The organism is Virgibacillus natechei (assembly GCF_026013645.1).
GTDB lineage: Bacteria > Bacillota > Bacilli > Bacillales > Amphibacillaceae > Virgibacillus_L > Virgibacillus_L natechei.
Genome location: NZ_CP110224.1, coordinates 1,509,107 through 1,531,262 on the forward strand (window position 1 = coordinate 1,509,107; position 22,156 = coordinate 1,531,262).

General features: G+C 39.2%; 18 protein-coding genes, 4 pseudogenes and 1 riboswitch. Of the genes and pseudogenes, 15 read left to right on the forward strand and 7 right to left on the reverse strand.

The genetic code is table 11. The features are described 5' to 3' along the window. Positions 1-32 precede the first annotated feature (32 nt). The 4 genes from OLD84_RS07915 to OLD84_RS07930 all read left to right on the forward strand — a co-directional run bounded on the left by OLD84_RS07915 (position 33) and on the right by OLD84_RS07930 (position 3,748). Positions 33-248 carry a twin-arginine translocase TatA/TatE family subunit gene (locus OLD84_RS07915; protein ID WP_209462356.1) on the forward strand — a complete coding sequence of 72 codons (216 nt, stop codon included), beginning with the start codon at positions 33-35 and terminating at the stop codon, positions 246-248. A 124-nt stretch (positions 249-372) separates the two neighbouring features. After that, on the forward strand, positions 373-1,272 hold the full coding sequence (locus OLD84_RS07920) for a sulfurtransferase (RefSeq protein ID WP_209462357.1): 900 nt from the start codon (positions 373-375) through the stop codon (positions 1,270-1,272). A 197-nt stretch (positions 1,273-1,469) separates the two neighbouring features. Beyond that, positions 1,470-1,577, forward strand: a riboswitch (SAM riboswitch). A gap of 152 nt (positions 1,578-1,729) precedes the next feature. After that, positions 1,730-2,782: an LLM class flavin-dependent oxidoreductase gene (locus OLD84_RS07925; protein WP_209462358.1), complete on the forward strand. Its 1,053-nt coding sequence runs from the start codon at positions 1,730-1,732 to the stop codon at positions 2,780-2,782. 15 nt (positions 2,783-2,797) lie between these two features. Beyond that, positions 2,798-3,748, forward strand: coding sequence for an ATP-grasp domain-containing protein (locus OLD84_RS07930; protein ID WP_209462359.1), 951 nt, complete (start codon positions 2,798-2,800; stop codon positions 3,746-3,748). Between the two features lie 193 nt (positions 3,749-3,941). Here OLD84_RS07930 and OLD84_RS07935 read toward each other — a convergent pair whose 3' ends face one another. After that, complete coding sequence (locus OLD84_RS07935) at positions 3,942-5,342, reverse strand: FAD-binding oxidoreductase (RefSeq protein ID WP_209462360.1); 1,401 nt, start codon at positions 5,340-5,342, stop codon at positions 3,942-3,944. Positions 5,343-5,418: 76 nt separating this feature from the next. Here OLD84_RS07935 and OLD84_RS07940 point away from each other — a divergent pair. Continuing rightward, a pseudogene (locus OLD84_RS07940) lies at positions 5,419-5,553 on the forward strand (thiamine biosynthesis protein MoeB); the annotation flags it as partial. Positions 5,554-5,699: 146 nt separating this feature from the next. On the opposite strand, the gene OLD84_RS07945 reads toward OLD84_RS07940, so the two are convergent. Together OLD84_RS07945 and OLD84_RS07950 are read right to left on the reverse strand one after the other, a co-directional pair. Continuing rightward, on the reverse strand, positions 5,700-7,004 hold the full coding sequence (locus OLD84_RS07945; protein ID WP_209462361.1) for a S8 family peptidase: 1,305 nt from the start codon (positions 7,002-7,004) through the stop codon (positions 5,700-5,702). Between the two features lie 603 nt (positions 7,005-7,607). Beyond that, positions 7,608-8,858: a DNA polymerase IV gene (locus tag OLD84_RS07950; RefSeq protein WP_209462362.1), complete on the reverse strand. Its 1,251-nt coding sequence runs from the start codon at positions 8,856-8,858 to the stop codon at positions 7,608-7,610. A gap of 208 nt (positions 8,859-9,066) precedes the next feature. On the opposite strand from OLD84_RS07950, the gene OLD84_RS07955 reads away from it, so the two are divergent. The 4 genes from OLD84_RS07955 to OLD84_RS07970 all read left to right on the forward strand — a co-directional run bounded on the left by OLD84_RS07955 (position 9,067) and on the right by OLD84_RS07970 (position 12,418). After that, on the forward strand, positions 9,067-9,453 hold the full coding sequence (locus OLD84_RS07955) for an ABC transporter ATP-binding protein (protein ID WP_209462391.1): 387 nt from the start codon (positions 9,067-9,069) through the stop codon (positions 9,451-9,453). 418 nt (positions 9,454-9,871) lie between these two features. Further along, the gene (locus tag OLD84_RS07960) at positions 9,872-11,287 is read left to right on the forward strand and encodes a sodium/glutamate symporter (protein WP_209462363.1); all 1,416 of its coding nucleotides are present in this window, start codon (positions 9,872-9,874) and stop codon (positions 11,285-11,287) included. Between the two features lie 350 nt (positions 11,288-11,637). Next, complete coding sequence (locus tag OLD84_RS07965) at positions 11,638-11,820, forward strand: hypothetical protein (protein ID WP_264917373.1); 183 nt, start codon at positions 11,638-11,640, stop codon at positions 11,818-11,820. A 337-nt stretch (positions 11,821-12,157) separates the two neighbouring features. Next, positions 12,158-12,418, forward strand: a complete 261-nt coding sequence (locus OLD84_RS07970; RefSeq protein WP_209462364.1) for a biotin/lipoyl-containing protein — start codon at positions 12,158-12,160, stop codon at positions 12,416-12,418. Between the two features lie 338 nt (positions 12,419-12,756). Here the strand turns inward: OLD84_RS07970 and OLD84_RS07975 are convergent. Beyond that, positions 12,757-12,942, reverse strand: a pseudogene (locus OLD84_RS07975) (nucleoside hydrolase); the annotation flags it as partial. A gap of 13 nt (positions 12,943-12,955) precedes the next feature. Next, on the reverse strand, positions 12,956-13,837 hold the full coding sequence (locus OLD84_RS07980; RefSeq protein ID WP_245301494.1) for a nucleoside hydrolase: 882 nt from the start codon (positions 13,835-13,837) through the stop codon (positions 12,956-12,958). Between the two features lie 523 nt (positions 13,838-14,360). Between OLD84_RS07980 and OLD84_RS07985 the strand changes: the two genes are divergently transcribed. From OLD84_RS07985 to OLD84_RS19465, 4 genes and pseudogenes are all read left to right on the forward strand, one after another. Next, the gene (locus OLD84_RS07985) at positions 14,361-14,900 is read left to right on the forward strand and encodes a DUF6944 family repetitive protein (RefSeq protein WP_209462366.1); all 540 of its coding nucleotides are present in this window, start codon (positions 14,361-14,363) and stop codon (positions 14,898-14,900) included. Between the two features lie 645 nt (positions 14,901-15,545). Continuing rightward, positions 15,546-17,111, forward strand: a pseudogene (locus OLD84_RS07990) (spore germination protein). 13 nt (positions 17,112-17,124) lie between these two features. Beyond that, positions 17,125-17,847: a Ger(x)C family spore germination protein gene (locus OLD84_RS07995; RefSeq protein ID WP_209462367.1), complete on the forward strand. Its 723-nt coding sequence runs from the start codon at positions 17,125-17,127 to the stop codon at positions 17,845-17,847. A gap of 60 nt (positions 17,848-17,907) precedes the next feature. After that, entirely contained in the window at positions 17,908-18,057 is a 150-nt protein-coding gene (locus tag OLD84_RS19465) for a hypothetical protein (RefSeq protein ID WP_390336693.1), read from the forward strand. A 456-nt stretch (positions 18,058-18,513) separates the two neighbouring features. On the opposite strand, the gene OLD84_RS08005 is transcribed toward OLD84_RS19465, so the two are convergent. Beyond that, on the reverse strand, positions 18,514-18,780 hold the full coding sequence (locus tag OLD84_RS08005; protein ID WP_209462368.1) for a hypothetical protein: 267 nt from the start codon (positions 18,778-18,780) through the stop codon (positions 18,514-18,516). A 174-nt stretch (positions 18,781-18,954) separates the two neighbouring features. On the opposite strand from OLD84_RS08005, the gene OLD84_RS08010 reads away from it, so the two are divergent. After that, positions 18,955-20,436, forward strand: coding sequence for an alkaline phosphatase family protein (locus OLD84_RS08010; protein WP_209462369.1), 1,482 nt, complete (start codon positions 18,955-18,957; stop codon positions 20,434-20,436). Here OLD84_RS08010 and OLD84_RS08015 read toward each other — a convergent pair. Beyond that, positions 20,414-21,415, reverse strand: a complete 1,002-nt coding sequence (locus tag OLD84_RS08015; protein ID WP_264917377.1) for an IS4 family transposase — start codon at positions 21,413-21,415, stop codon at positions 20,414-20,416. The two genes, OLD84_RS08010 and OLD84_RS08015, sit on opposite strands and share 23 nt — an antisense overlap. Positions 21,416-21,570: 155 nt before the next feature. Between OLD84_RS08015 and OLD84_RS08020 the strand changes: the two are divergent. Then, positions 21,571-21,891 (forward strand): annotated as a pseudogene (locus OLD84_RS08020) (oxidoreductase); the annotation flags it as partial. Positions 21,892-22,156: the final 265 nt, after the last annotated feature.

Genomic DNA, 22,156 nt, shown 5'->3' on the forward strand with positions numbered 1-22,156 from the left:
ATTTAATCTATTTCTTATAGGGGGGTGAAAATATGGGGATGTTGACTATCGGAATAGCAGGATTAATTGTGATTTTAGCTGTGGTATTCTTCATTTTTGGACCTAAGAGATTACCTGAAATCGGAAGGAACGGACAGACGCTTGAAGCGTTTAACAGAACAACGAGTGGTGATATGGATAATAAAGAGCCTGAGAATGTAGTTAAGGAAAGCTCGCAGGTTAAAGAAATGGATTCTTCAGGTGATTAAAGAAAACTCTTCGCTAAAAGAAATTTTACAAATCAAACAGTTTGATCATACTACTACAGTGAGCTATAATAAATTATAAACCTCAGTAAACAAATGAGAATTATAATGTATAGGAGGAACTAAGTTGAGTAATATACCTTTACTTATAGACACAGATTGGTTAGCAGAAAGATTGGATGATCCAAACTTGAGATTGTTAGATGCAACTACGTTTCTAAAACCAACTTCTGGCTATTATGATGTATGGTCGGGAGAGGAAGCATATGATAAAGGTCATATTCCTGGAGCAGTTTTCGCTGATTTGCTTGGAGATCTTTCGGATCCTGACTCCAAATATGCTTTTACGATCCCTTCAAGGGAAAGATTTGTCAAGAAAATTAGTGAACTTGGTGTTGGTGATGAATCCTATGTCGTCGTTTACGATCAAGGGGAAGCAATAGTAGGCGCCCCAGTGATTGCATCCGATTGGGCATCACGTCTTGCTTGGCAATTACGTTATGAAGGTTTTGACAATGTTGCAGTACTTGATGGAGGATTTCCGAAATGGCGTGAGGAAGATCGTCCGGTTACAACAGAGCCAGGTTCTTATCCTAAAGCCACATTTACAGGAGAACGTCGTCCTGAATTATTAGCTACAAAAGAAGATGTGAAAAAGGCATTAAATGATGAAAATGTCATTCTGGTTAACAGTCTTTCAGAAGCTGATTTCAAGGGGGAGTCTGATACGTATGCAAGAAAAGGGCACATCCCTGGTAGTGTAAATGTATTTTTTGGTGATCTTTCTAGTACGGAATCGAAGGAACTTTATGATGATGAAAAATTACGAAAAACATTTGAGGAATCTGGAGCACTTGATCCAGATAAAAAAGTAATCACTTATTGCGGCAGTGGTATTGCTGCAACGTGGAATGCATTGATCTTAAACAAACTCGGACAAGATAACGTCGCTATGTATGATGGTTCCATGACGGAATGGGCAGATGACCCTACACTTCCGTTGGATACAGTTAAAAAAGAAAGTTAGCATATTGTTGATTCTGGATAAGAATTATAGAAAATGCGGTATTCGTTAAACGGATTCTTAAAGGGTTCTTTGCTTTGTTAGGCAGTAGGAAAGCATATACACCTATCTGCTAAACAAAAGAGAGAGAGAATATTTATTATCAATTGACATTATTCAAAAATTGCTTTATTATAATATCTAACAATTACATATTTTATTCCTTATCTAGAGAGGTGGAGGGAAATGGCCCTTTGAAACCTCGGCAACAGGTTCGCTAATTTGAATACTGTGCTAATTCCATCAAGCATACGCTTGAAAGATAAGAGAAGACGTAATCTTGTAATAGATTTTAAACTCTTTTCTTATCCAGGAAAGAGTTTTTTGTTTATTTAAGCAGTTAAGAGAAAGCATAACTACTTTCTTAACTGCATAAGGCTTGGCGGATGCCAAGTTTTCTAATAGAAGGAGAGTGGAGTTCATGAAGTATGGATTTTGGTTACCTATTTTTGGTGGATGGCTACGAAATGTTGAAAATGAAAGCATGCCACCAACATACGATTATGCAAAGGAAGTAATACAATCCGCTGAAAAATGGGGATATGACACCACATTAATTGCTGAATTGTACTTAAATGATATAAAAGGAACAGATCAGGATTCTATCGAAGCTTGGTCAACTGCAGCAGCTTTAGCAGCAGTAACGGAAAAAATTGAAATTATGGCAGCCGTGCGTCCAGTGTTTCATAATCCCGCTGTGACAGCAAAGATGGCAGCCAATATTGATCATATTAGTAAAGGGAGATTTACTTTAAATGTTGTTTCAGGCTGGTGGGCTGAGGAAGCGAAACAATACGGCGGTAATTTTACAGAACATGATGAGCGATATGAGCGGACAACCGAATTTCTTGAGATATTAAAGGGCTTATGGACAGAAGAGACATTTTCATATGATGGCAAGTTTTACAAAATAGAAAACACGCAGCTTTCACCAAAACCTGTTCAACGTCCGAATCCTGTTTTATATGCTGGTGGTGAAAGTGAAAAGGGGAAACAGGTTATTTCTTCCCTTTGCGATGCCTATATCTTGCATGGGCACACCGTAGAAGAAGCTGAGGCGAAAATTGTTGATATGAAAGGAAGAAGAGAGGCAGCTGGACCTGAACCTTTACAATCTATTGGCATGGCAGCCTACGTGATTTGCCGTGATACAGAGGAAGAGGCACATGCTGAATTAAACCGTATTACGACTGTGAAAGATATGAGTGGTTATGCTGGGTTTGAAGATTTTACCTCAAAGTCAGAGCTGGAGCAACAGATTCAGCTGCAAGATTATTCTGTATCGAACCGGGGCTTGCGTCCAAATCTTGTGGGGACACCAGAGCAAATTGCAAAACAGGTTTTGGAGTTTGAAAAGGTTGGTGTTGATTTACTATTATTACAATGTTCTCCACAGCTGGAAGAATTGGAACGTTTTTCAAAACAGGTTATGCCAAAAGTTGAGGAATTACGAGCGACGTTAACAAACATATAATAGGGGGCAGATTTTGTGAGTAAAATATATGTACTACATGAAAATAACGAGTGGACAGATCATTTAACCGATAGATTAGAAGAGTTAGGTCTTCCATATGAAGATTGGTTATTGGATAATGGCAAAGTTGATCTGACTTCTTTGCCACCGAATGGTGTTTTTTATAACCGGATGAGCGCCTCATCTCACACGCGTGGAAACCGTTTTGCGCCAGAATTAACAAGTGCTGTTCTATCATGGCTGGAACAAAATGGCAGGACAGTGATTAATGGAAACCGCGCACTTCAGCTAGAGTTAAGTAAGGTACTGCAGTATTTGGAACTTGAAAAGTTTGGCATAAAAACACCTAGAACAGTTGCCGCAGTTGGAAAAGATGAATTGCTAAAAGCGGCAGAGTCATTTGAAGGAACGAAATTTATTACGAAGCATAACCGTGCAGGAAAAGGTCTTGGTGTTAAACTTTTTCATTCAGTCGAAGCATTAAAACAATATGTGGAAGGGGATGAATTTGAGGAGCCAGTTGATGGCGTTACGTTAATTCAGGAATATATAGAATCACCTGAGTCTTTCATTACACGTTGTGAATTTGTTGGAGGTAAATTCCTTTATGCAGTTCGCGTTGATACGTCAGAAGGGTTTGAATTATGCCCGGCAGATGCATGCTCAATTGAAGATCAATTTCCTGCAGGAGAAGAGGAATCAGAAACAGCCAAATTTCAAGTAAGGGAAGGTTTCGATCATCCTGTACTGGAAAAATATGAGCAAGTACTTGCAGCAAATGATATTAAAATTGCTGGAATTGAGTTTATTCAGGATAAAAATGGAGAAATTTATACGTATGATATTAACACGAATACCAATTATAATAGCGATGCCGAAGCGAAGAGCGGGAAATTCGGTATGTTGGAAGTAGCGAAGCATTTGGGAGAAGAGCTTGAAAAAGTTAGCGGGGCAGTTCTTTCATAATAATAGTTTTTTAATACTGCATGTAAGAGCACCTTCTCTGTCGTATTCTACAGAAGGAGGTGCTTTTTATTATCGAGAACGGTGAAGTCTTTACCACTCGGTAGAAGCCACCGAAAAACGGGAGAGCCCCGCACCGAATCGGGAGAGAGCCACCAGAAAACGATAAGCCCTCGCTCTCTGGCGTGTTCGGCTGTTATTCTCTTCCCGCGGAAACTCTGCCTTTCACAATCTTATTCGGATTAAGTAGACCACGTGGATCAAGTGCTTGCTTAATTTTTTCCATAACATGAAGTGCCTCTCCATGCTCTTTTTCCTGGTATTTTTGTTTTCCTATTCCGACGCCATGTTCGCCGGTGCATGTACCTCCTCGGTCAAGCGCGTATTCGACGATTTGTTCATTTAGTTGTTCTGCCTTCTGTACTTCTTCCACGTTGTCGAGATCGATCATTAAGAATATATGGTAGTTTCCATCCCCCACATGACCGACTATCCCGCCTTGCAGGTTAAAGGTTCTTATGGCTTCTTGCGCATTTTGAATGGCTCCTGCTAATTCAGAAATGGGGAGACAAACATCTGTTATCATTAATTTCCTTCCCGGATAGCCATGGGTATAAGCGTAGAGCACATGATGCCTTGCTTCCCAGAGCTTATTCCGTGCTGCAGTTTCCGTCTCAAATGCTACTTCTAGACAGTCAAAATCCTTGAGAATATCTTCGGCAAACGAAACATCCTGCGCAAGTCCAGCCTCATTTCCGTGAAACTCCATAAATAATGTAGGTACTTCTTTGTAGTCCGTTTCACTATATAGATTCGCTTGTACCATGGATGGCTCATCTAAAAGCTCCATTCTGGCTATGGGCACGCCAGCCTGTAATATTGCTGTGACAGCTTCAACTGCATCATCCACCGTGTTAAAAGATGCTCTTGCTGCCATCTGGTGCTCTGGTATGCCGTATACCTTTAGGGTCAACTCGGTAAAACAGCCTAGCGTACCTTCAGACCCTACAAAAATGCCACTCAAATGATAACCTGATGATGACTTTTCCGCTAAATTTCCTGTATGTATCGTTTTCCCATCTGCAAGTACTATTTCCAAATTGCGAACCTGGTCACGCATGATACCATATCGGACAGACATCGTTCCACTGGCATTCGTCGCAGCCATTCCACCAAGCGTTGCATCTGCCCCTGGATCCACTGGGAAAAATAATCCATATTTTTTCAGCTCTTTATTCAACTGGGAACGCGTTACACCGGGTTGTACTCTGACAAGAAAATCTTTTTCCCTTATCTCCAGTATGTTGTTCATTACGGAAAAATCAATCGTTATGCCATGATCGTAGGGAATGACATGTCCTTCTAAACTTGTTCCTAGGCCATAAGGCACAACTGGGATCTGGTGTTTATCTGCGAGCTTTACGACTTCGCTCACCTCAGCAGCGTTTTCTGGAAATACTACAACATTCGGTGAACTGGGCGTGTGATAGGATTCGTCCGTGCTATGTTCCTCTAGAACAGTCTCGTTCATAGTAAGCTGTTCATCCCGTAAAAACTTTTCTAATTCATTTATTAAAGCCTTCACTTCTGTATCCATGATATCCTCTCCTTTTATTATAGAAATTTCTGACTTCAAGTATAAATGATGTGAAAAAGGAAGTCTATACATTAATAATGTGAGCGATTTTCTCCTTTCCTTTACAATTGATAAGCAGCGTCTAGTCATGTTTCAAGATGGTCGTACTCTCGTTCATGGAACAAAAGATATAGCTGAAGCTAGAACACTGTATCATCGTTATTTGGGTTAAATGCCTTGATAGATTATTTATGTGGGTAGCCATAAATAAAAATGAAACGTACAAAAACCCCAGTGCAGAAGGGATCCTGGGGTTTTTGAAATTACTTATGCAACTTATAGAATAAATCTATTTTACGAAATTTCGTACCCTGCTTTTTAATCAGCTACACGTTGTTGATTTGTAGAATAATTTATAGCCATTTCTACCGCAGTTCGTGCTTCTATATAGCCCCATAGATCGTCAAGCTTTGGTTGGGCAGTTGTCTGAAGAATGCTTTTTACATCATTGGGACTGAGATTTGGATTAGCTTCTAGCATTTGTGCAATTACGCCCGCGCATATAGGGGTTGCCATCGACGTACCAGATAATTGTAAATAAGTCTCTTCGACGATCTGTTCTGGTACTTGTTGTTCGAGAGCAGACCCTGGTGCCAATAGCGAGATAATATCAGTTCCTGGCGAATAAATATCTGGTTTGATTAGGGAGTCAATAGTCGGTCCGCGGCTTGAATAATCTGCGATGTGGTCATCCGTTCTTGATGCAGTATCTTGATCGTCTGTAGATCCGACAGTAATAATAAACGGATTGATGGCTGGTGTGCTGATGGTCTCTGGTTCTGGTCCACTGTTTCCGGCGGCAGCGCAAACAACGATGCCCTCATGCCATGCATCCTGTGTGGCCATTGCTAGCGGATCATCTCTATAAGACTCGTGTGCTTGAGCTCCGAGAGATAGAGAAATAATTCGAATGTTGTATTCTTCTTTGTGCTCGATGCACCATACAATTCCTTCTATGATGGTTGATAATCTTCCGCCACCATCTTGATCCAATGCCTTCACACCAATTACAGAAGCTTCAGGGGCAGGACCGATATATAAACCTTCTGATTGATACGCGTTCCCTGCTGCGTCACCGGCACAATGCGTCCCATGTCCGTTATCATCATAGGGATCTTCCTGATCGTTAATAAAATCTTTGAAAGCGGTAATTCTGTTCGTTGGATTTGTTAAGTCAGCATGGGGGTGAATTCCGGTATCAATGACAGCAATTGTTACCCCATTTCCGGTTAAGTCATGCTGCTCTTGTATATCAACCGAACCAATTTGTCTGCTTGCAATATCAAGAAAGCTTGTAACTTCACGATCATAATAAATACGATCAACTGCCCCGTGGTCTTTAATTTGTTTAATCATCTGAGGAGTTAATTGTCCGCAAATAGTTTCATGAAATCTCAAGTCTTTATCTAATTTGCTAATATTGTCTTTTTGGCAGGTGGTCAATAAGTCGTCTTTTGTATCCTTATCTGTGTCCTTGGCAAAGTAAACAATGACTGGTATTGGGATGCTGTTCGTAGTTGTTTCATAGGGATCTTCTTTTCTTTTGCCACGTAGATGCTTTACTAATCCTGGATCTAGTTTGCGGCCAGCCTCTTCAAACCATACTCTTTTTCGGTTACTCATTTTTTTGCCTCCTTGTGATTTTAATTGTAAATCTATTACTCCTACCTACAGTGGATCCTAAACAAAATAGCGATATCCTTTCACATTACATTGGCCTTTAAAGAGTCTGCATTTAATTTCATTCAAATGAAAGGATTATCCTATTAATAAAAGCATAGCAGTTTAATAGAAAGTGAACAATCCGTCAAAATAACTAATTATTAAGAAAAAACAAATAAGGCTTTAGAAAAAAAGGTGCCTGTCACTTCCCGATTTTTGTCGAGGATTTCAAGAAGAGAAAAGCTCTATGTCAGGAACGCCGACATAGAGCTTAACTAACTTATATTTAATGGTAGAAGTCCGTGTAAAGATTGAGCAATCATTTTTTTCCGATTAATACACTCGAAATTGAAGATTCTGTTAGAATGGTTGTATAGTATGCGTCAGGACATATATTATAGGTGTTATCTCTATCGTTAGGGGGTTTATATTAATGTTTAATTTTCCAGAAATATCGATGACTCCCAATTTGAACCGTTGGGAATAGAAATACCGACTCGGTTGGGCTCATTTGTTCGCAGATAAGAAAAAGGCTTCGCGTAAGCCAAGTTTTCTAAAAAACCTTCAAGCATAATGTCCGCCAATTTTCTTACTTCTGTCCAGTGTGACCCCGGCATCAGTATAGCTGGAAGCACGCAATATAGCAGTTGATCCATATTTATCCCGAATGGCATCCATCACATAGCCTATATCGTTTTTCTTCGAACGATCTTCAAATAAATCCAATTGCGTTTCTCCCTTTATAGATAGATTGCCTAGCGTTACATACACATGTCTTATTTTACTTTTACCATCGTAAAACTGGTTGAACAGTTGCATACATACACCGTAGATATCCATCGTTACATTGGTAGGGATATCGATCGATTTTGAGCGAGAAAATCCGCCGCCTGTTTCTTTAGAATAGGAGATACCTAAGTGGATGGTTTTACCTATTTGGTTAGCAGTTCGGGCTCTGCGACAGACTTCTTCACAAAGGTCAAGGGCACAAACAGCGACTTCTTCACCGGAGTAGTCTCTTAATAAGGCAATACCATGTCCGAACCCTTTTTGCTCCGTTTTTGTAAAATCACCAAAAACCGGACTTAAATCTATACCCCATGCATGCCAATACAATTGTTCACCCATAATTCCAAATCGTTTTTTCAAATGTTCCAGGTCAAACCTAGCGAGCTGACCAAGGGTTATAATCCCCATTCTATTCAAATTATGTTTCATCCTGCTGCCTATCCCCCAAATTTCTTCGACAGGGAAGGGCCAAAGCTTTTCTTCCACATCTTCATAGGTACATTCAGCAATGCCAGCTTTTTTTGCATGTAAATCCATGACTACTTTGGCAAGGAATTTATTATCGCCAATCCCGATTGAAGACGTAATACCGAAGCTATCAAGAATATCCTGTTTTATTTTTTTTGCTACTTGCCATCGATCTCCAAAAAGTTTTTGGAGTCCATTGACCGTTACCCAAACCTCATCCACCGAATATGGATGAATGGCTTCTTTTGGTACATATTGATTAATCAGCTTCGTAATTTCCACTGATACGTGAAGATAGTCAGCCATGTGGGCGGGAACAATATGAATATTTGGGTCATTCGGTAGTTCAAAAAAACGGCTCACATTACTAATTCCATGTTTTCTTTTTAACTCTGGAGACGCGGCCAGGACAATACTCCCGGATCGATTTGGATCACCGACAACTGCCAGCAACGTCTTCATTGGATCAAGTCCTAATTTAATAGCTTCCACACTTGCATAGAATGAACGCATATCAATGCAAAGCACATCATTTCGAGGATATGAAGAATAGTCCATTGTATTCGCCACCTTTAAGGAACGTTTGTTCTTATTATATGCAAAGGAAGGGAAAATAGCAATGGTAATTTATTCTTTTGCTTATTTTTGCAGTATATTTAGAAAAGAAAGAATTATATATGGACGTAAGCGTAGATATTAGGTGTTATTTATATAAGTACGTGTTCAAAACCCCATTTATTGGTTTTAATCAAATCCAAGCGGGCATATTGGATTTGTTTTTCAGTTTTATAATTTGGTTCAAAACCTTACTGTTGCTGAAAATATAATGCTTCCATTAACCATGGATGGGAAAAAGACCAGTGATTATAAAGATGAACTGGCAGAAATTCTGAAGATTGTCGGTTTAACAGAGAGACAGAACTTCGCACCTAGGGAATTATCGGGTGGCCAGCAGCAAAGAGTGGCGATAGCAAGAGCTTTGATTATAAGTCCTAAACTTATCCTTGCAGATGAACCTATCGGAAATTTAGATAGTAGATCAGGAACACAGATTATGGAATTATTTAAGAAAATTAATGGAGAAAAGGGAATAACAATCATTCAAGTTACACATTCCGTGGACGCAGCGGCATACAGTACTCGGTTGATCTAAATGAAGGATGGGGTTATTGAATCTGATCAAATAATGGTGGACCACAATGAACACACCAACTCAATGAATTCATAAATCAAGAACCAAACTACACGGTGTGAGCACATGATTAGGTTATATAAATCTGTTGGATGAAGATGAGGGGGAAGCTCATGTAGGATGATTTGTTGAAGGTTGTTGGTAATGGGAGGTAAGATTGAGTTAAACGCCTGATTCATATATAAATAGTATATAGGAGTAAAAAAACTGTCTAACTAGTAGCTACACTATTAGACAGTTTTTTTGTTATAAGTAAACGCTGATAATTCTGTGCAATGTGGATACCTCTGATTAAAAAAGCCTATCCAGTTTAAATATAATAAATTAGGGAATAAAGATAAAAATTGCTATAAATACATACATGAATAGGGGATTTTATATGACACCTGACCAGATAGGATTTACATTATTATATTTAGGGGTATTTCTTCTTATCGGAAAATGGATTCGTGTACGAGTGAATTGGCTACAAAATCTATTTCTTCCATCCTCCGTCATTGGGGGATTTTTAGCGTTGCTATTGGGGCCACAGGTTCTTGGGAAGATAATGGGGAATTTTGTAGGTGAAGATTCATTTTGGACTACCGGATTTATGACACCTGAAGTGATGGAAGTTTGGGAAGTTTTGCCAGGACTAATGATTAATATTGTCTTTGCAACCTTATTTCTTGGTGCAACGATTCCAAGTTTATCTAAAATATGGAATATTGGTGGTCCGCAGTTTTCATTTGGCTGGACGATTGGCTGGGGACAATATGTGATCGGTATTTTACTTGCCATTCTTGTTCTATCACCGTTTTTTGGTTTACCGCCAATGGCAGGAGCTTTAATTGAAATTGGGTTTGAAGGGGGACACGGAACGGCTGCAGGATTGCAAGGAACATTTGAAGAACTTGGATTTTCTGAAGGTTATGATCTTGCTATTGGTTTGGCCACTGTTGGTATTCTTTCTGGTGTGGTTATGGGGATTATCTTGATTAACTGGGCAATACGTAAGGAAAAGACGAATGTGATTAAGGATGTTAAAGGATTTTCCAGCTTAAGAAAGCAGGGGATAATGGAGTTTGAAAAGAGAGATCCGGCAGCTACAATGACGGTTCGCCCGGAGTCTATTGAACCACTTTCCTTACACTTTGCGATTGTTGGGCTGGCTGTTTTAGTAGGTTATTTACTCCTGCAATTTTTGATTTGGCTGGAAGGTGCAACATGGGGTGCTTTTACAGATTCTGAATTTATGACATACATCCCCTTGTTCCCACTAGCAATGATTGGTGGTATCCTTATTCAGCTTTTCTTTACTAAAATAGATAATACGGAGATTATAGATCGGCAAATGATGAACCGTATTCAAGGATTTTCACTTGATATACTAATCTTGACAGCAATTTCCACTGTTTCACTTGATGTTATCGGTCAATATATTGTTCCGTTTTTACTATTGGCAGGAACAGGGATTGCCTGGAACGTATTTGGTTTTCTTGTTTTGGCGCCACGAATGATACCGTCATACTGGTTTGAACGTGGTATCGGGGATTTCGGACAATCAATGGGGATAACAGCAACGGGACTATTGCTGATGCGAATAGCAGATCCTAAAAATGAATCACCTGCATTCGAAGGTTTTGGTTATAAACAGTTACTATTTGAACCATTTCTCGGTGGCGGATTGGTAACAGCATTATCTGTACCGTTGATTTTTCAGCTTGGTGCGATACCATTTTTAATTTTAGCAGTAGCTATGTGTATCATTGGTGCATTAGTTGGATTGCTATATTTTGGTAAAAAGAAATCGTGATTGCTTCGGGTAGAAGGGGTTGGTCTAATTGAACTCACATCAAGTGCTGCTTTTGCTGCTGGTTGATATATTGTATTCTCCATTGATAAGAAACAAACGTATTTTCCAGTGAAGGAAATAATACCTTCTTCGACTCCTTTTTTTACACAGAAGCCAGGAGAAGCTTGATCAAATAGAAAGACGATTACAGGACCGTTCATCCCTGCACTTAAATATTTTACAGGTTATTGGCATTCGCCCCTGTTTTCCATTTTCCTATTTTACGGTACTGCATGTTATTTAGACGGGTTTCCAATCTATGAAAGTTAAGTTTGGTATATCAAAAACAATTTCATCAAAGGGGTGTATTCATGAATATTGTTCGTAAAATGCAAGTAGCAATATTTGATAAGGACGATGGATATCGAATTCTCCGGGAAGAACAAGTTCGTTCAGGTTGGCAATTTGCCTGCTTACGGCTGATTGGGCAACATGTAAATTGGCGTAATTCCATTCTATCATCCACCACTCATATCAAATGTAGATTAATTTAATCTAAATTATATATTGCTTCGATTGAAACGGGAGATTAGAATTACGAATATACACTAAATATGGAATTGAAAGATAATTATCGACAAAGATATACTTGCAAGAGCTCTTCGAGGAGAACAGTTATATTGAATGAACAATTAACCAAAGTGTTAAAAAGTTTATTTAAAAGTTCACAACTTAGAATCTGAATGTAGGAACAACCCTACATGGTACAAGATAAAAAGTTATAAACTGTTCGAAACAGGATTAAATAAGAGATTTATAATTAAACAGGTAAATAACAAAATATTATTACTTATGGGAATTTAATCTATAAATAAAGGAGATGAATTTAAGATGAAGTATGAAGTATTCCCAAGACGCTGGGGTTATGGACAAATTATTACAAGCCCAGTTAAAGGAAGTTTGGAAAGTATCAAGGTCGAATCAGGAGAAAAAGTTCGCGAACAGCAATTGTTAGTAATGATTCGAGCAGAACGAGGAAATGTGAAGCAAATTCTGGCTGGAACAAGCGGAATAGTTGAGACATTAACTGTAAAAGTTGGTGACAAAGTAGTCCATGGAGATGTTCTCTTTTTTATAAAAGAAGATTTATAAGTAAGGAATTTAATTACCTCTTCAGGTGAAGCTTCATAGTGCGAGGTGGGGATAGTTAAGGTGTATAAGGTTCCCCAAAAGCACATTTATATAACTTATTGGTAATATAAAACCATGAAGAAAATATGTATGTTTGATGTATTAGCATATTCAAGATGAAGGTTCTGCCAATCATTGATATCCTGCTAGTTGTGACAGACTCTTCCAATGAGACGGGCTATGTCTCGATATGGTGAGAATAGTTCTGATCATAAAGGAACTGATGAACAACCGAACATACAGGTCTAAAGTTTGAACATAGGGAAACCTATGACCCACTCAATGATGGGGTGAGTGGTGTATACCGGCACATAATATTCTGGCTGAAATACCTGTATGGTGTACAATGCATTTTCAATTTGTTGATTAAAATCAACATTTCCTCCGGTTATGGTGATCCCTTCTACTTTGAAATGATGAAGGGCCGTTAACAGTGCAATTGTGTCATCCGCAGCCGTATCTGTATCAATAATTATTCGTTTCATGAAATGCCCCTCTTCAATTCGTTTGCCTCGCAAGATCTGTAATATAATCGAAGAATTTATCTCTATCCACATCATAAACCAGGTTAACTGTTCGTCCCGTTTCTGAAAGCTCTGTCTTTCCTTGGCTGGCACCATCTTTATATACGATGCTTTTCACTTCTCTCATTTTAACGAAATCATCCCTGCCGACTGTAGCCGTTGTTAGCACATCCCATAGAAAATAGGTGGAGTTCGTTTGGAAGTGAACTAGAGGTGGTACCATTGCGTAGCATTGTCCTAAAAAGTCAACCCCTAGATCCTTTCTTTCGGAGGCCCATTTATTTCTTACATCTAGGGTCAAAGGCACCATATTTGTACTTTCCAATGCAACTAAATCAATTGGAATGGTACTATCCCATACTGTCTTAGCTGCCTCCGGGTCCCAAAAAGCATTCCATTCAGCTGTTCCATCAAGTTCTGGTTCTTCTACATTTCCATTTTCCAAAAATGTACCACCCATCCATGCCAGCTTCTCAATTTTGGTTTCAATATCAGGGGCTTCTTCCAGTGCACGTGCGAGGTCTGTCAGCGGTCCGACAAATGCCAATGTAACTGGATCTTCACTATTACGGATGGCATTTATCATGTGCCGATGCGCAGGAAGATTTGCCTCTTTGGTTTTCACAGGTAAATATTCATTTAATATCGGTAATGCATCAACTAGAAACGCATGCATACGCCACTCTTTTGGAAAAGGATTTTTCCCGCGTGATGTTGATGCTGCAACTTCTATTTGTTTTCCATTACCAAAACGATCGATAATTTTTCGATTTGCATACATAGCAGGCTCTAAATAACAATCTGCCGGAATGACACCCACCCCAATAGGCTGTCTACAGTTGTTGCTCCTTGGCAAGCTCCTGACAATATCATTTATAGTTATATAATAAGTCAATTAAATGTGATAAATGTAGTACAGAACATAAAATATCTGTTCCTGGAAGGTTTGCATTTGTATCCCTAACTGTTATATCAGCATTAATATTTATGAATTATCTCTCGCCTTTTGATAATTTCTTTGTAACGGTTGGAATAGGGGTCACCATTTTAATATTGGTTTCTTTTTTGATACCATATTTTGTTAAATTCAAAAAGGCTATTTGATTATTCAAGAATCAGGCGCTTTAACTGGTGTGAAATGTTCCTGGCTCAAATGACATGTGGTCACACAATTTCGGTAAAGGTCAGGCAGTTTTAACTTCTAAAGGTCGAGAAGCTATCTATTCCGTTTTTCTAAGGTCTGCCCGATAAAATCAGTCTTTCTCAAATCACTATAGCTTAAAAATTAGCTATAGCCATCGGGACTCTAGACGTTACATGTGATCACATAAAGACATAGGATAAGTAAAACAAGTGAAAAAGGGGGAGGAGTTATAAACATGAGGCAAGATAAAGAAAGACTTGGCTCCTCGGTATTAGCAGCTGGTGTAATTCTGGAAGCCATTTCTGCTACAGAGAACATTCACTTGGGAGAAGAAACCCGTTCCCGATTACTCGCTTACGCCAATGTTCTTGCTGCGGTTGGTAATGCAACCATAGCAGATACTCTAGATGAATTAGATGCCGAAAAACTGGGTCTTAAAACCCTAACTACTGGTAATCTTGCTGTCACATATGGGAATGTTGTACCAGATTCAGATGAGGATAAAACTAAGTTGACTGTTAAAGGGAATTTAATTCAAACACTAGGTGGAAGCCTAGCTCTCACTGAAGTATTCAATCCTAAGGGCTCGAAATCAGAAATTCTTCTGTCATATGGTGTAACTTTGATTACTGCAGGAGCCGCAATCATATCCATTGGAGGTAGTAAGGAGCTAAGAAATATTGAAAATCGCCTTGTTGAAATTGGTGCATGGGTAAAGGCACTAGGTGCGACTTTGGTGATGCTCTCTTTTTTTCTCCCCGACAAAGATATGTAAAAGCCGATGATTGGACTAAAAAATAATTAAGCATATTAAAGAATATCCCAACTTTGTTCTTCTATGCAGATTTGTAACAATAATAATCTCACGCTCACGAAAAATGGTAAAAATTATTAAACGAAAACAAAAATAGAACCGCCATTAAAATATGAGGGTTCTATTTGTTTTTGTGTTAATTCTTATACTTAGGAATATAATCATTGCTAAAAATCTGCGCAAAAAATCAAAGTTGCGTCATTCCTTAGAGCAACAAAGCAATTTTTGACCCCATCTTTGCAACATTCCGAGGCCTCACCTACTATTTGTAACTGCTAAAGTATAACAGAGCATTTCTGCTAGATAAGAACGGACACTTTTTAGTCAAATAAGTATGAACGATTTCATGTAAAATTTGTTAAACAACTGGTGTTTAAATGACCTTGTTATTTTAATATTAGGCGATATTTCCATCATATTCTATTTATTGTCAAAAGGAACCAATGGGATAAAGAGTTATCAAAGACTTTTACATAAAATGCGGCTTTTTTCAGTGCCTGCATCTATATGGGCATCCACATCTCAAAAAAGGATATGAATATCGTCATAAACTATCCTGTTACCGCTCATACTATCAACAACAAAAAAATCCACAAGGAGAGCAACATGCGCTTTAAACGTAGACGAGTGAATGAGTCCAAACCGAATGAAAAAAGCCTTCATGGCAATTTACAGGAAAACATCGACGAAGTGAAAAGCGGATTAGGGAACAGCAGTGATATTATGATCAGAGAATTATATATTCATAAGGATCATCAGCAAAAAGCTGGTATTCTTTATACAGATGGACTTGTAGATAGCGAAGCGCTTCGTGACCTTCTAAATGCATTAAGTGTATTCACCAGTTCAAACGGATCAGTATCTCAAGATTCCATTCGCCAAAACATTGTAGAAGTCTTGAAATACGAATCCTTATCAGCCGGAAACATAGAATATATTCATTATATGAATGATCTTTCCTCTTCTGTTTTAAAAGGGAGCACAGTCATTTTGATAGACGGCCATACAACAGGGCTTTCCGTCAGTACAGAGGGAGGAGAAAAAACGAGCAGTTACTGAGCCAACAGCCGAGCAAGCTGTCCGCGGACCCCAGGAAGCGTTTACAGAAGCAATCCGCACTAATACTTCTTTAATCAGACGGAAGATTAAAAATCCCGATCTTTGGCTTGAAACAAAGCAAGTTGGTACAGCTACAAAAACGGATGTCGCAATCATGTATATGAGGGTATTGCTGACGGTAAGATTGTTGAAGAAGTGCGCAGGCGGCTTGATCGGATCGATATGGATGGTATATTGGAAAGTGGATATATCGAGGAACTTATTCAGGATAAAACATTTACCTTTTTCCCGACGATATTTAACACAGAGCGTCCGGATGTTGCAGCTTCTAACCTATTAGAAGGGCGTGTGATGAACCTGATTGACGGTACTCCTTTTGTTCTGGTAGCACCAGCAACATTCGTACAGTATTTTCAGGTGAATGAGGATTATTTCCAGCATGCAACTATCGGGACTTTTCTCCGTTTTATACGATTATTCGCTTTTTTCGCCGCATTGCTTGCTCCCGCGATTTTTATCGCGGTGACTACTTTACACAAAGAAATGATTCCTCCTGCACTTTTGATAAGCCTTGCAGCGCAGCGTGAAGGCGTTCCGTTTCCTGTTTTTGTCGAAGCCTTAGTGATGGAATTAACATTCGAAGTGCTGCGGGAAGCGGGAGTAAGAATGCCGAAAGCTACAGGACAGGCTGTATCGATTGTCGGGACATTTGTAATTGGGGTTGCTGCTGTTAAGGCCGGTCTTGTTTCCGCCGCAATCGTAATTGTGGTTTCCATTACAGCGATAGCCAGTTTTGTTTTCCCGGCCTATAATATGGGGATTGCTGTTCGTTTACTAAGGTTTGTGATGATGTTTCTTGCAGCCGTTTACGGTTTGTTTGGAATCACCATCGGTTTAATTGCACTTGTACTTCATTTATCAAGTCTCCGCTCTTTCGGTACCCCTTATATGGCTCCATTTGGCCCGTTCATTGCGGCCGATCAGAAAGACGCGCTTATTCGTGTACCATGGCGGGGGATGATTTCCCGTCCCAGTTTGATCAATCAAAAAAACATCGTACGCAAAGGTAAGCCGCCCAAGCCAAAATCCAGAAGCAAACAGCAGAAGAAATAGGGGGGCGGTGACAATGTCAAATTTAAAAAGCAAGATTATCATTGCTGGTTATATCGTCCTATTAATACCAGTTTTAGTCGGATGTTGGGACAGCCAGGAACTAAATGAAATTTCGATCATAACGGCTTTAGGAATCGATAAACAGGAGGATCAATATCAGCTGTCTGTCCAAATTATCAATCCCGGTGAAATTTCTGCACAAACGAATACAGATCCATTACGCTCAGAGGTTACCACATATAGTGTAGTTAGTGACACATTATTTGAAGGGTTACGAAAACTAACCACAAAGGTTCCGAAAAAACTTTATAATTCCCACATTCGCACTGTAATAATTGGTGAAGAGCTTGTCCGAAATGAAGGAATCGGCAAAGTGTTGGATTTTTTGTCAAGAGATCATGAAATCCGAACCGATTTTTCCATGATTATTGCAAAAGAAACAACTGCTAAAAGTATTCTAAATATAGTTGTACCCATGGAAAAAATACCGGGTCAAAAAATGCTTAATTCGCTCGAGGAGTCTCATGTCAGTTTTGGATCAACAGTTCCAGTTACGTTGGATTTGCTTATCAATGACCTTGTAAGTAAAGGAAATCACCCAGTGATGACCGGTATCCAAATTCTTGGGGATCCTGAATCTGGTAGAACCAAGAGCAATGTTTCAGAAATAGCTGCCCCCACCTTGCTGGAATATTCAGGTGTAGCTGCATTTAAAAACGAGCAATTAGTTGGTTGACTGAATGAGAGTGAAGGCCGGGTCTATAACTTCATTACGGATGAAATTATCAACCCCGTTATGGATGTCTCCTGTCCAAGAGAAGAGGATGAAAAAATTACGCTAGAGTTAAATAATGCTTCAACTGCATTAAAAGGAAACGTAAACAATAACCAGCCAAAAGTGGAAGTGAGCGTGCAGGCTGAAGGGAGCTTCCTTCTAATGTATTAATAAGTTTAGAGAAGAGGATATGAATTAGACCGATAACAATGATTCCAGTAATCGAGTAGGTAAGATCTTTTGCTGCCAGCGGACTGACCGCCAGTGTAACCACAAAGAAAATGCCTGCTAAATCATGAGCTGTTAATTGATCAAAGGCTGATTTTCCCATAAGCCGGATCATAATAATGGTTATGATATATAAAAGAATCGCTTTACCTATATATAAAATCATAATAGTCCCCACCCTTAGATAGTTTAACAGCCAACAGTATGAACAAATAATATGGAAAATATAAGTCCACGGTTGCTCTGTCCTGTATTTTTATGTAACGCCAATGAGAAAAATTAAAGTTTCCCCCAACTTAGCCGTGTCCTTTATAAGGTCGTCCATAAATTTCCTCTTTTCTGACGTTATAAAAAGAAAGGATGATTCATATAGTAAATCATCCTTATAATTACTTCATATTAATTGTTGTTTCCTACTTGTTGTTGTGCGTTATTTGTTCCACTTTGTAAGTTATTTGCCAATGGTTGAATGTTTTGGTTGGTTGCCATATTCTGTAGTGGTTTCGCTATTTGTTGCACTGCTTGATTATTCATGGCATTGGAAAGTGTTTGCGGCAGGCGCTGAAATGTTCCGTTTCGGACTCCTCTTGTAATCCCATAAATGGCAGCACCTGCTGCACCTACAGCAAGTAACGAAGTCATCATACCACGGCGGTTATTCATCATCAATCATCCTTTTAAATTATTGTATTGTAAAATTTTGCTCCCAAAAATTTTAGAAACAGTATTAGTTTTCATAAGTCAGCTTAAACTATACTGAAACTGTTTTCCAATTTGAATGTCCAATCATGAAGTTTGGTTAGACAACATAAGATTAATTATATATGAAGGATGAAATGTATGAAGCAAAATCTACAACAACAACAAAATCCAGAACAAAAGCCAGTAATTTTACTAAACATTGATTCACTAATGCCTTATCCGTTGGAAGTAGCTGTACAAACCGGGCGAGCGCCTGCCTTGCAATTTTTGATGGAAAATGGCAGTTATATTTCCAACATGGTTAGTTCATTTCCAACCATGTCAGTAACGATTGATAGCACTCTCCTGACAGGGACTTATGCGGATAAGCACCACATTCCAGGATTAAACTGGTTTGATGATTCTAAGCGTGAGATCATTAACTATGGGACGGGATTCCGGGAAACAAACAGGTTAGGGCTCAAGCGAACCGTTCATAACATGCTTTACCGGTTGAATAATGAGCATTTGGGCGGTGATGTTTCGACAATCTACGAAGAATTAGCTGAGATGGGCATCCCATCTGCTTCGATTAATTCTTTTGTTTATCGCGGAAATACGAAGCAGCGGATGCACGTTCCTCGATTACTTCGTCCGTTGACCAGATTCAAAGATGGTCAGCGGACAACGGAAGCAACATCCGTTTTTTCTTTAGGAGTGTTTTCCAAACTGCGCCCGAGGGGTTTTCCAACGCAAATTGCTGCAGGGAATTATAAATATACAGCTCGCGACCTCCGTCATTTAATTCGCAGGAATAAACTTCCGGGCTTTACTTTTTGTATCTTTCAGGATTTGGACTTTCGTATTCACTTTAAAGGGCCAATGGATTTAAAGGGCATCAGCCGAATTGACAGGGAAATTCAAAAAACATTGAATTTGTATCCAAGCTGGGAAGAAGCGCTTAACCAAAATGTATGGATGGTAATGGGAGATAACGGTCATGCTCCGACGGGTTCCAAGTATCGTGATTTCGTTATTGATTTACGCAAAATACTAAAAAAATACCGTATCACACGGATTCAGCGCCCCGTTCACAAAAAAGACCAGCTTGTGCTTTGTGTAAATCAGCGTATGGCTTATATTTACCTTCTGGATAAAAATAAGCCCCTGTCCGTTATTGCCGATTTACTAAAGAATGACAGCCGTATTGATATTATTGCCTGGAAGAATGAAGAATCCATCCATGTCGTATCTGGAAGGGGAGCGGGGTCATTAGATTATCATCCAAGCGGACAATATACGGATGTATATCAGCAATCTTGGAGCGTCGAAGGGAATCTGGAACTTCTGGATTTGCAAGTAGGAGATGATAGCAGGCTCACCTACGGGGATTATCCAGATGCCCTTGCCCGGGTTTACGGGGCACTTCACTCCCAGCCAGGTCGTTTCCTTGTGGTTAATGCGAAACCAGGCTGTGATTTTAAAGCCCAATCTACCCCATTCCATCTTGCTGGTGCGGCACATGGTTCCCTGCATAGGCAAGAATCTCTTGTACCACTGGTAATCGCAGGTGCCGACATAAAACCGAAATATCCTCGCCTTGTGGATATGAAAGAATTTATATTAAAACTGCATTCGTGAATGGATTAGCATCGTTAGACAAGCTGAAAAAATCAAATAATAAACCCCCATGTGAATCATGGGGGTTATTTCGTGCGACGGCAAATAATCCAAACGTTTGGATTATTTGCCAGCGATTACGATAAATATCACTGATTTCCTGTGCACTCAGTTTCGCATCATTACACACAATTCTAATTTGATTTCCTTCACTGTCTCGTGTTTCTACTAATTGAACTGGTTTTTTCATGTTTCCCATTTTCACGATGGCATGACGGGTGATTGGAGAAGAACTGTCAACGGGTAATTCTTCGATTACATGTACCACCGTATTCTTTTTAATGCGTGTAGCAAAACGAATATTATTTTTCGAGTAATCGTCAAATTTATCAAAGTTGAAATAGCCTCGATCCCATACATGAAGCACGTTTTTATCCGGCACAATCAATGCATCCAGCTGTGTTTCATCTGCAGGTCTTGCCGGTGTAAGAATAACTTTATTTGGGTAAGAAAGATCATCGCAAAAGGAAATGGAGGTATGCATCTTCACCCCAGCTTTTGTATCTCGAAAATCTGCCCACTCATATTGACTCAGACACATTGAAATGGTTGATGAATCAATCAGATGAAGCTTTCCAAGTTCTTTGCTTACCATTCTCGGTCCAAGTGTATGGTGCAGTTTTTGAATTAAATGATGGAGGATTACCTCAAACATTTCGTGTGGGATCTCCCTATTTTTTCGAGAAAGTTGTGATTTACTAATACTTTCTATGCCCACTAATCTTTGAACTGTTTTCTGACGTTTAATCGTGTCACTTACTCGCTGAAGATTATCTAGTTCTTTTAGTTGTGCATAGATAAAAGTTTTCGTATATGCCAGTACATCGAACTTTTTGACATACTTATCAAGCCCAACGTGGTCAATCATTTTTTGAATTACTTTTGAATCTAATGGATGAATGTATTCCTTGAATACAGTTTTTATGGTATTATTGTCCATGGTTGCTCCTTATAATTAGGGATTTGGACAGGACTACCATACCCTAATTATAAGGTTTTTTATACATTTTTAAAGTGAAAATTACCATTATTCCTAAATTTCAACTAAATAAATTGCTTGACTTTTGTACAAAAAGTTTATGCAACGCTAGTGATTTCGCAGATGAAATGAAAAAACAAGGTATTGATTTGATTGACTGTAGTTCGGGCGGTGTTGTTCCGGCAAAAGTTAATTCGTATCCCGGCTATCAAGTACCACGATGCGAAACGATTAAAAGCGAAACAGCGATTGCAACAGGTGCTGTTGGTAAGATTACTACCGGCAGCCAAGCGGAGGAAATTTTACAGAATGAACGGGCAGATATGGTTTTGATTGGCCGTGCACTACTGCGAAATCCATATTGGGCAAAGGCTTCCGCTGATGAGTTAGGCTATGCTATTGAAGCACCGGTCCAGTATGAACGAGGCTGGGGATGACAGTATAAAAGAGAAATTACAGAAAGCCAGGTTTACCAGTAGCCGTGTTTAATCCAGAAGAAGTGTTAAGTCCGAATGCAAAACTTAAGGAATTTGAAGTGTGATACCCCTCCATCTGACAGTGTTTTGCTGGAAGATATCAAATTAAAAAGTCGGTTCCTGAACATAAAGGAATCGACTTTTTTAGCAGATAGGAAACCAACATGGCCCGCCTAGATCGAGCCACCATATACCATGAAAATGTAAGGTGAGAATTCGTTTAACG

What these genes read in the sequence shown, in the direction of transcription:
- OLD84_RS07915 (WP_209462356.1), top strand. Translation starts at nt 33, where the DNA reads ATGGGGATGTTGACTATCGGAATAGCAGGATTAATTGTGATTTTAGCT.
- OLD84_RS07925 (WP_209462358.1), top strand. Translation starts at nt 1,730, where the DNA reads ATGAAGTATGGATTTTGGTTACCTATTTTTGGTGGATGGCTACGAAAT.
- OLD84_RS07935 (WP_209462360.1), bottom strand. Translation starts at nt 5,342, where the DNA reads ATGGATACAGAAGTGAAGGCTTTAATAAATGAATTAGAAAAGTTTTTA.
- OLD84_RS07945 (WP_209462361.1), bottom strand. Translation starts at nt 7,004, where the DNA reads ATGAGTAACCGAAAAAGAGTATGGTTTGAAGAGGCTGGCCGCAAACTA.
- OLD84_RS07950 (WP_209462362.1), bottom strand. Translation starts at nt 8,858, where the DNA reads ATGGACTATTCTTCATATCCTCGAAATGATGTGCTTTGCATTGATATG.
- OLD84_RS07960 (WP_209462363.1), top strand. Translation starts at nt 9,872, where the DNA reads ATGACACCTGACCAGATAGGATTTACATTATTATATTTAGGGGTATTT.
- OLD84_RS07965 (WP_264917373.1), top strand. Translation starts at nt 11,638, where the DNA reads ATGAATATTGTTCGTAAAATGCAAGTAGCAATATTTGATAAGGACGAT.
- OLD84_RS07970 (WP_209462364.1), top strand. Translation starts at nt 12,158, where the DNA reads ATGAAGTATGAAGTATTCCCAAGACGCTGGGGTTATGGACAAATTATT.
- OLD84_RS07985 (WP_209462366.1), top strand. Translation starts at nt 14,361, where the DNA reads ATGAGGCAAGATAAAGAAAGACTTGGCTCCTCGGTATTAGCAGCTGGT.
- OLD84_RS07995 (WP_209462367.1), top strand. Translation starts at nt 17,125, where the DNA reads ATGTCAAATTTAAAAAGCAAGATTATCATTGCTGGTTATATCGTCCTA.
- OLD84_RS19465 (WP_390336693.1), top strand. Translation starts at nt 17,908, where the DNA reads ATGGATGTCTCCTGTCCAAGAGAAGAGGATGAAAAAATTACGCTAGAG.
- OLD84_RS08005 (WP_209462368.1), bottom strand. Translation starts at nt 18,780, where the DNA reads ATGATGAATAACCGCCGTGGTATGATGACTTCGTTACTTGCTGTAGGT.
- OLD84_RS08010 (WP_209462369.1), top strand. Translation starts at nt 18,955, where the DNA reads ATGAAGCAAAATCTACAACAACAACAAAATCCAGAACAAAAGCCAGTA.
- OLD84_RS08015 (WP_264917377.1), bottom strand. Translation starts at nt 21,415, where the DNA reads ATGGACAATAATACCATAAAAACTGTATTCAAGGAATACATTCATCCA.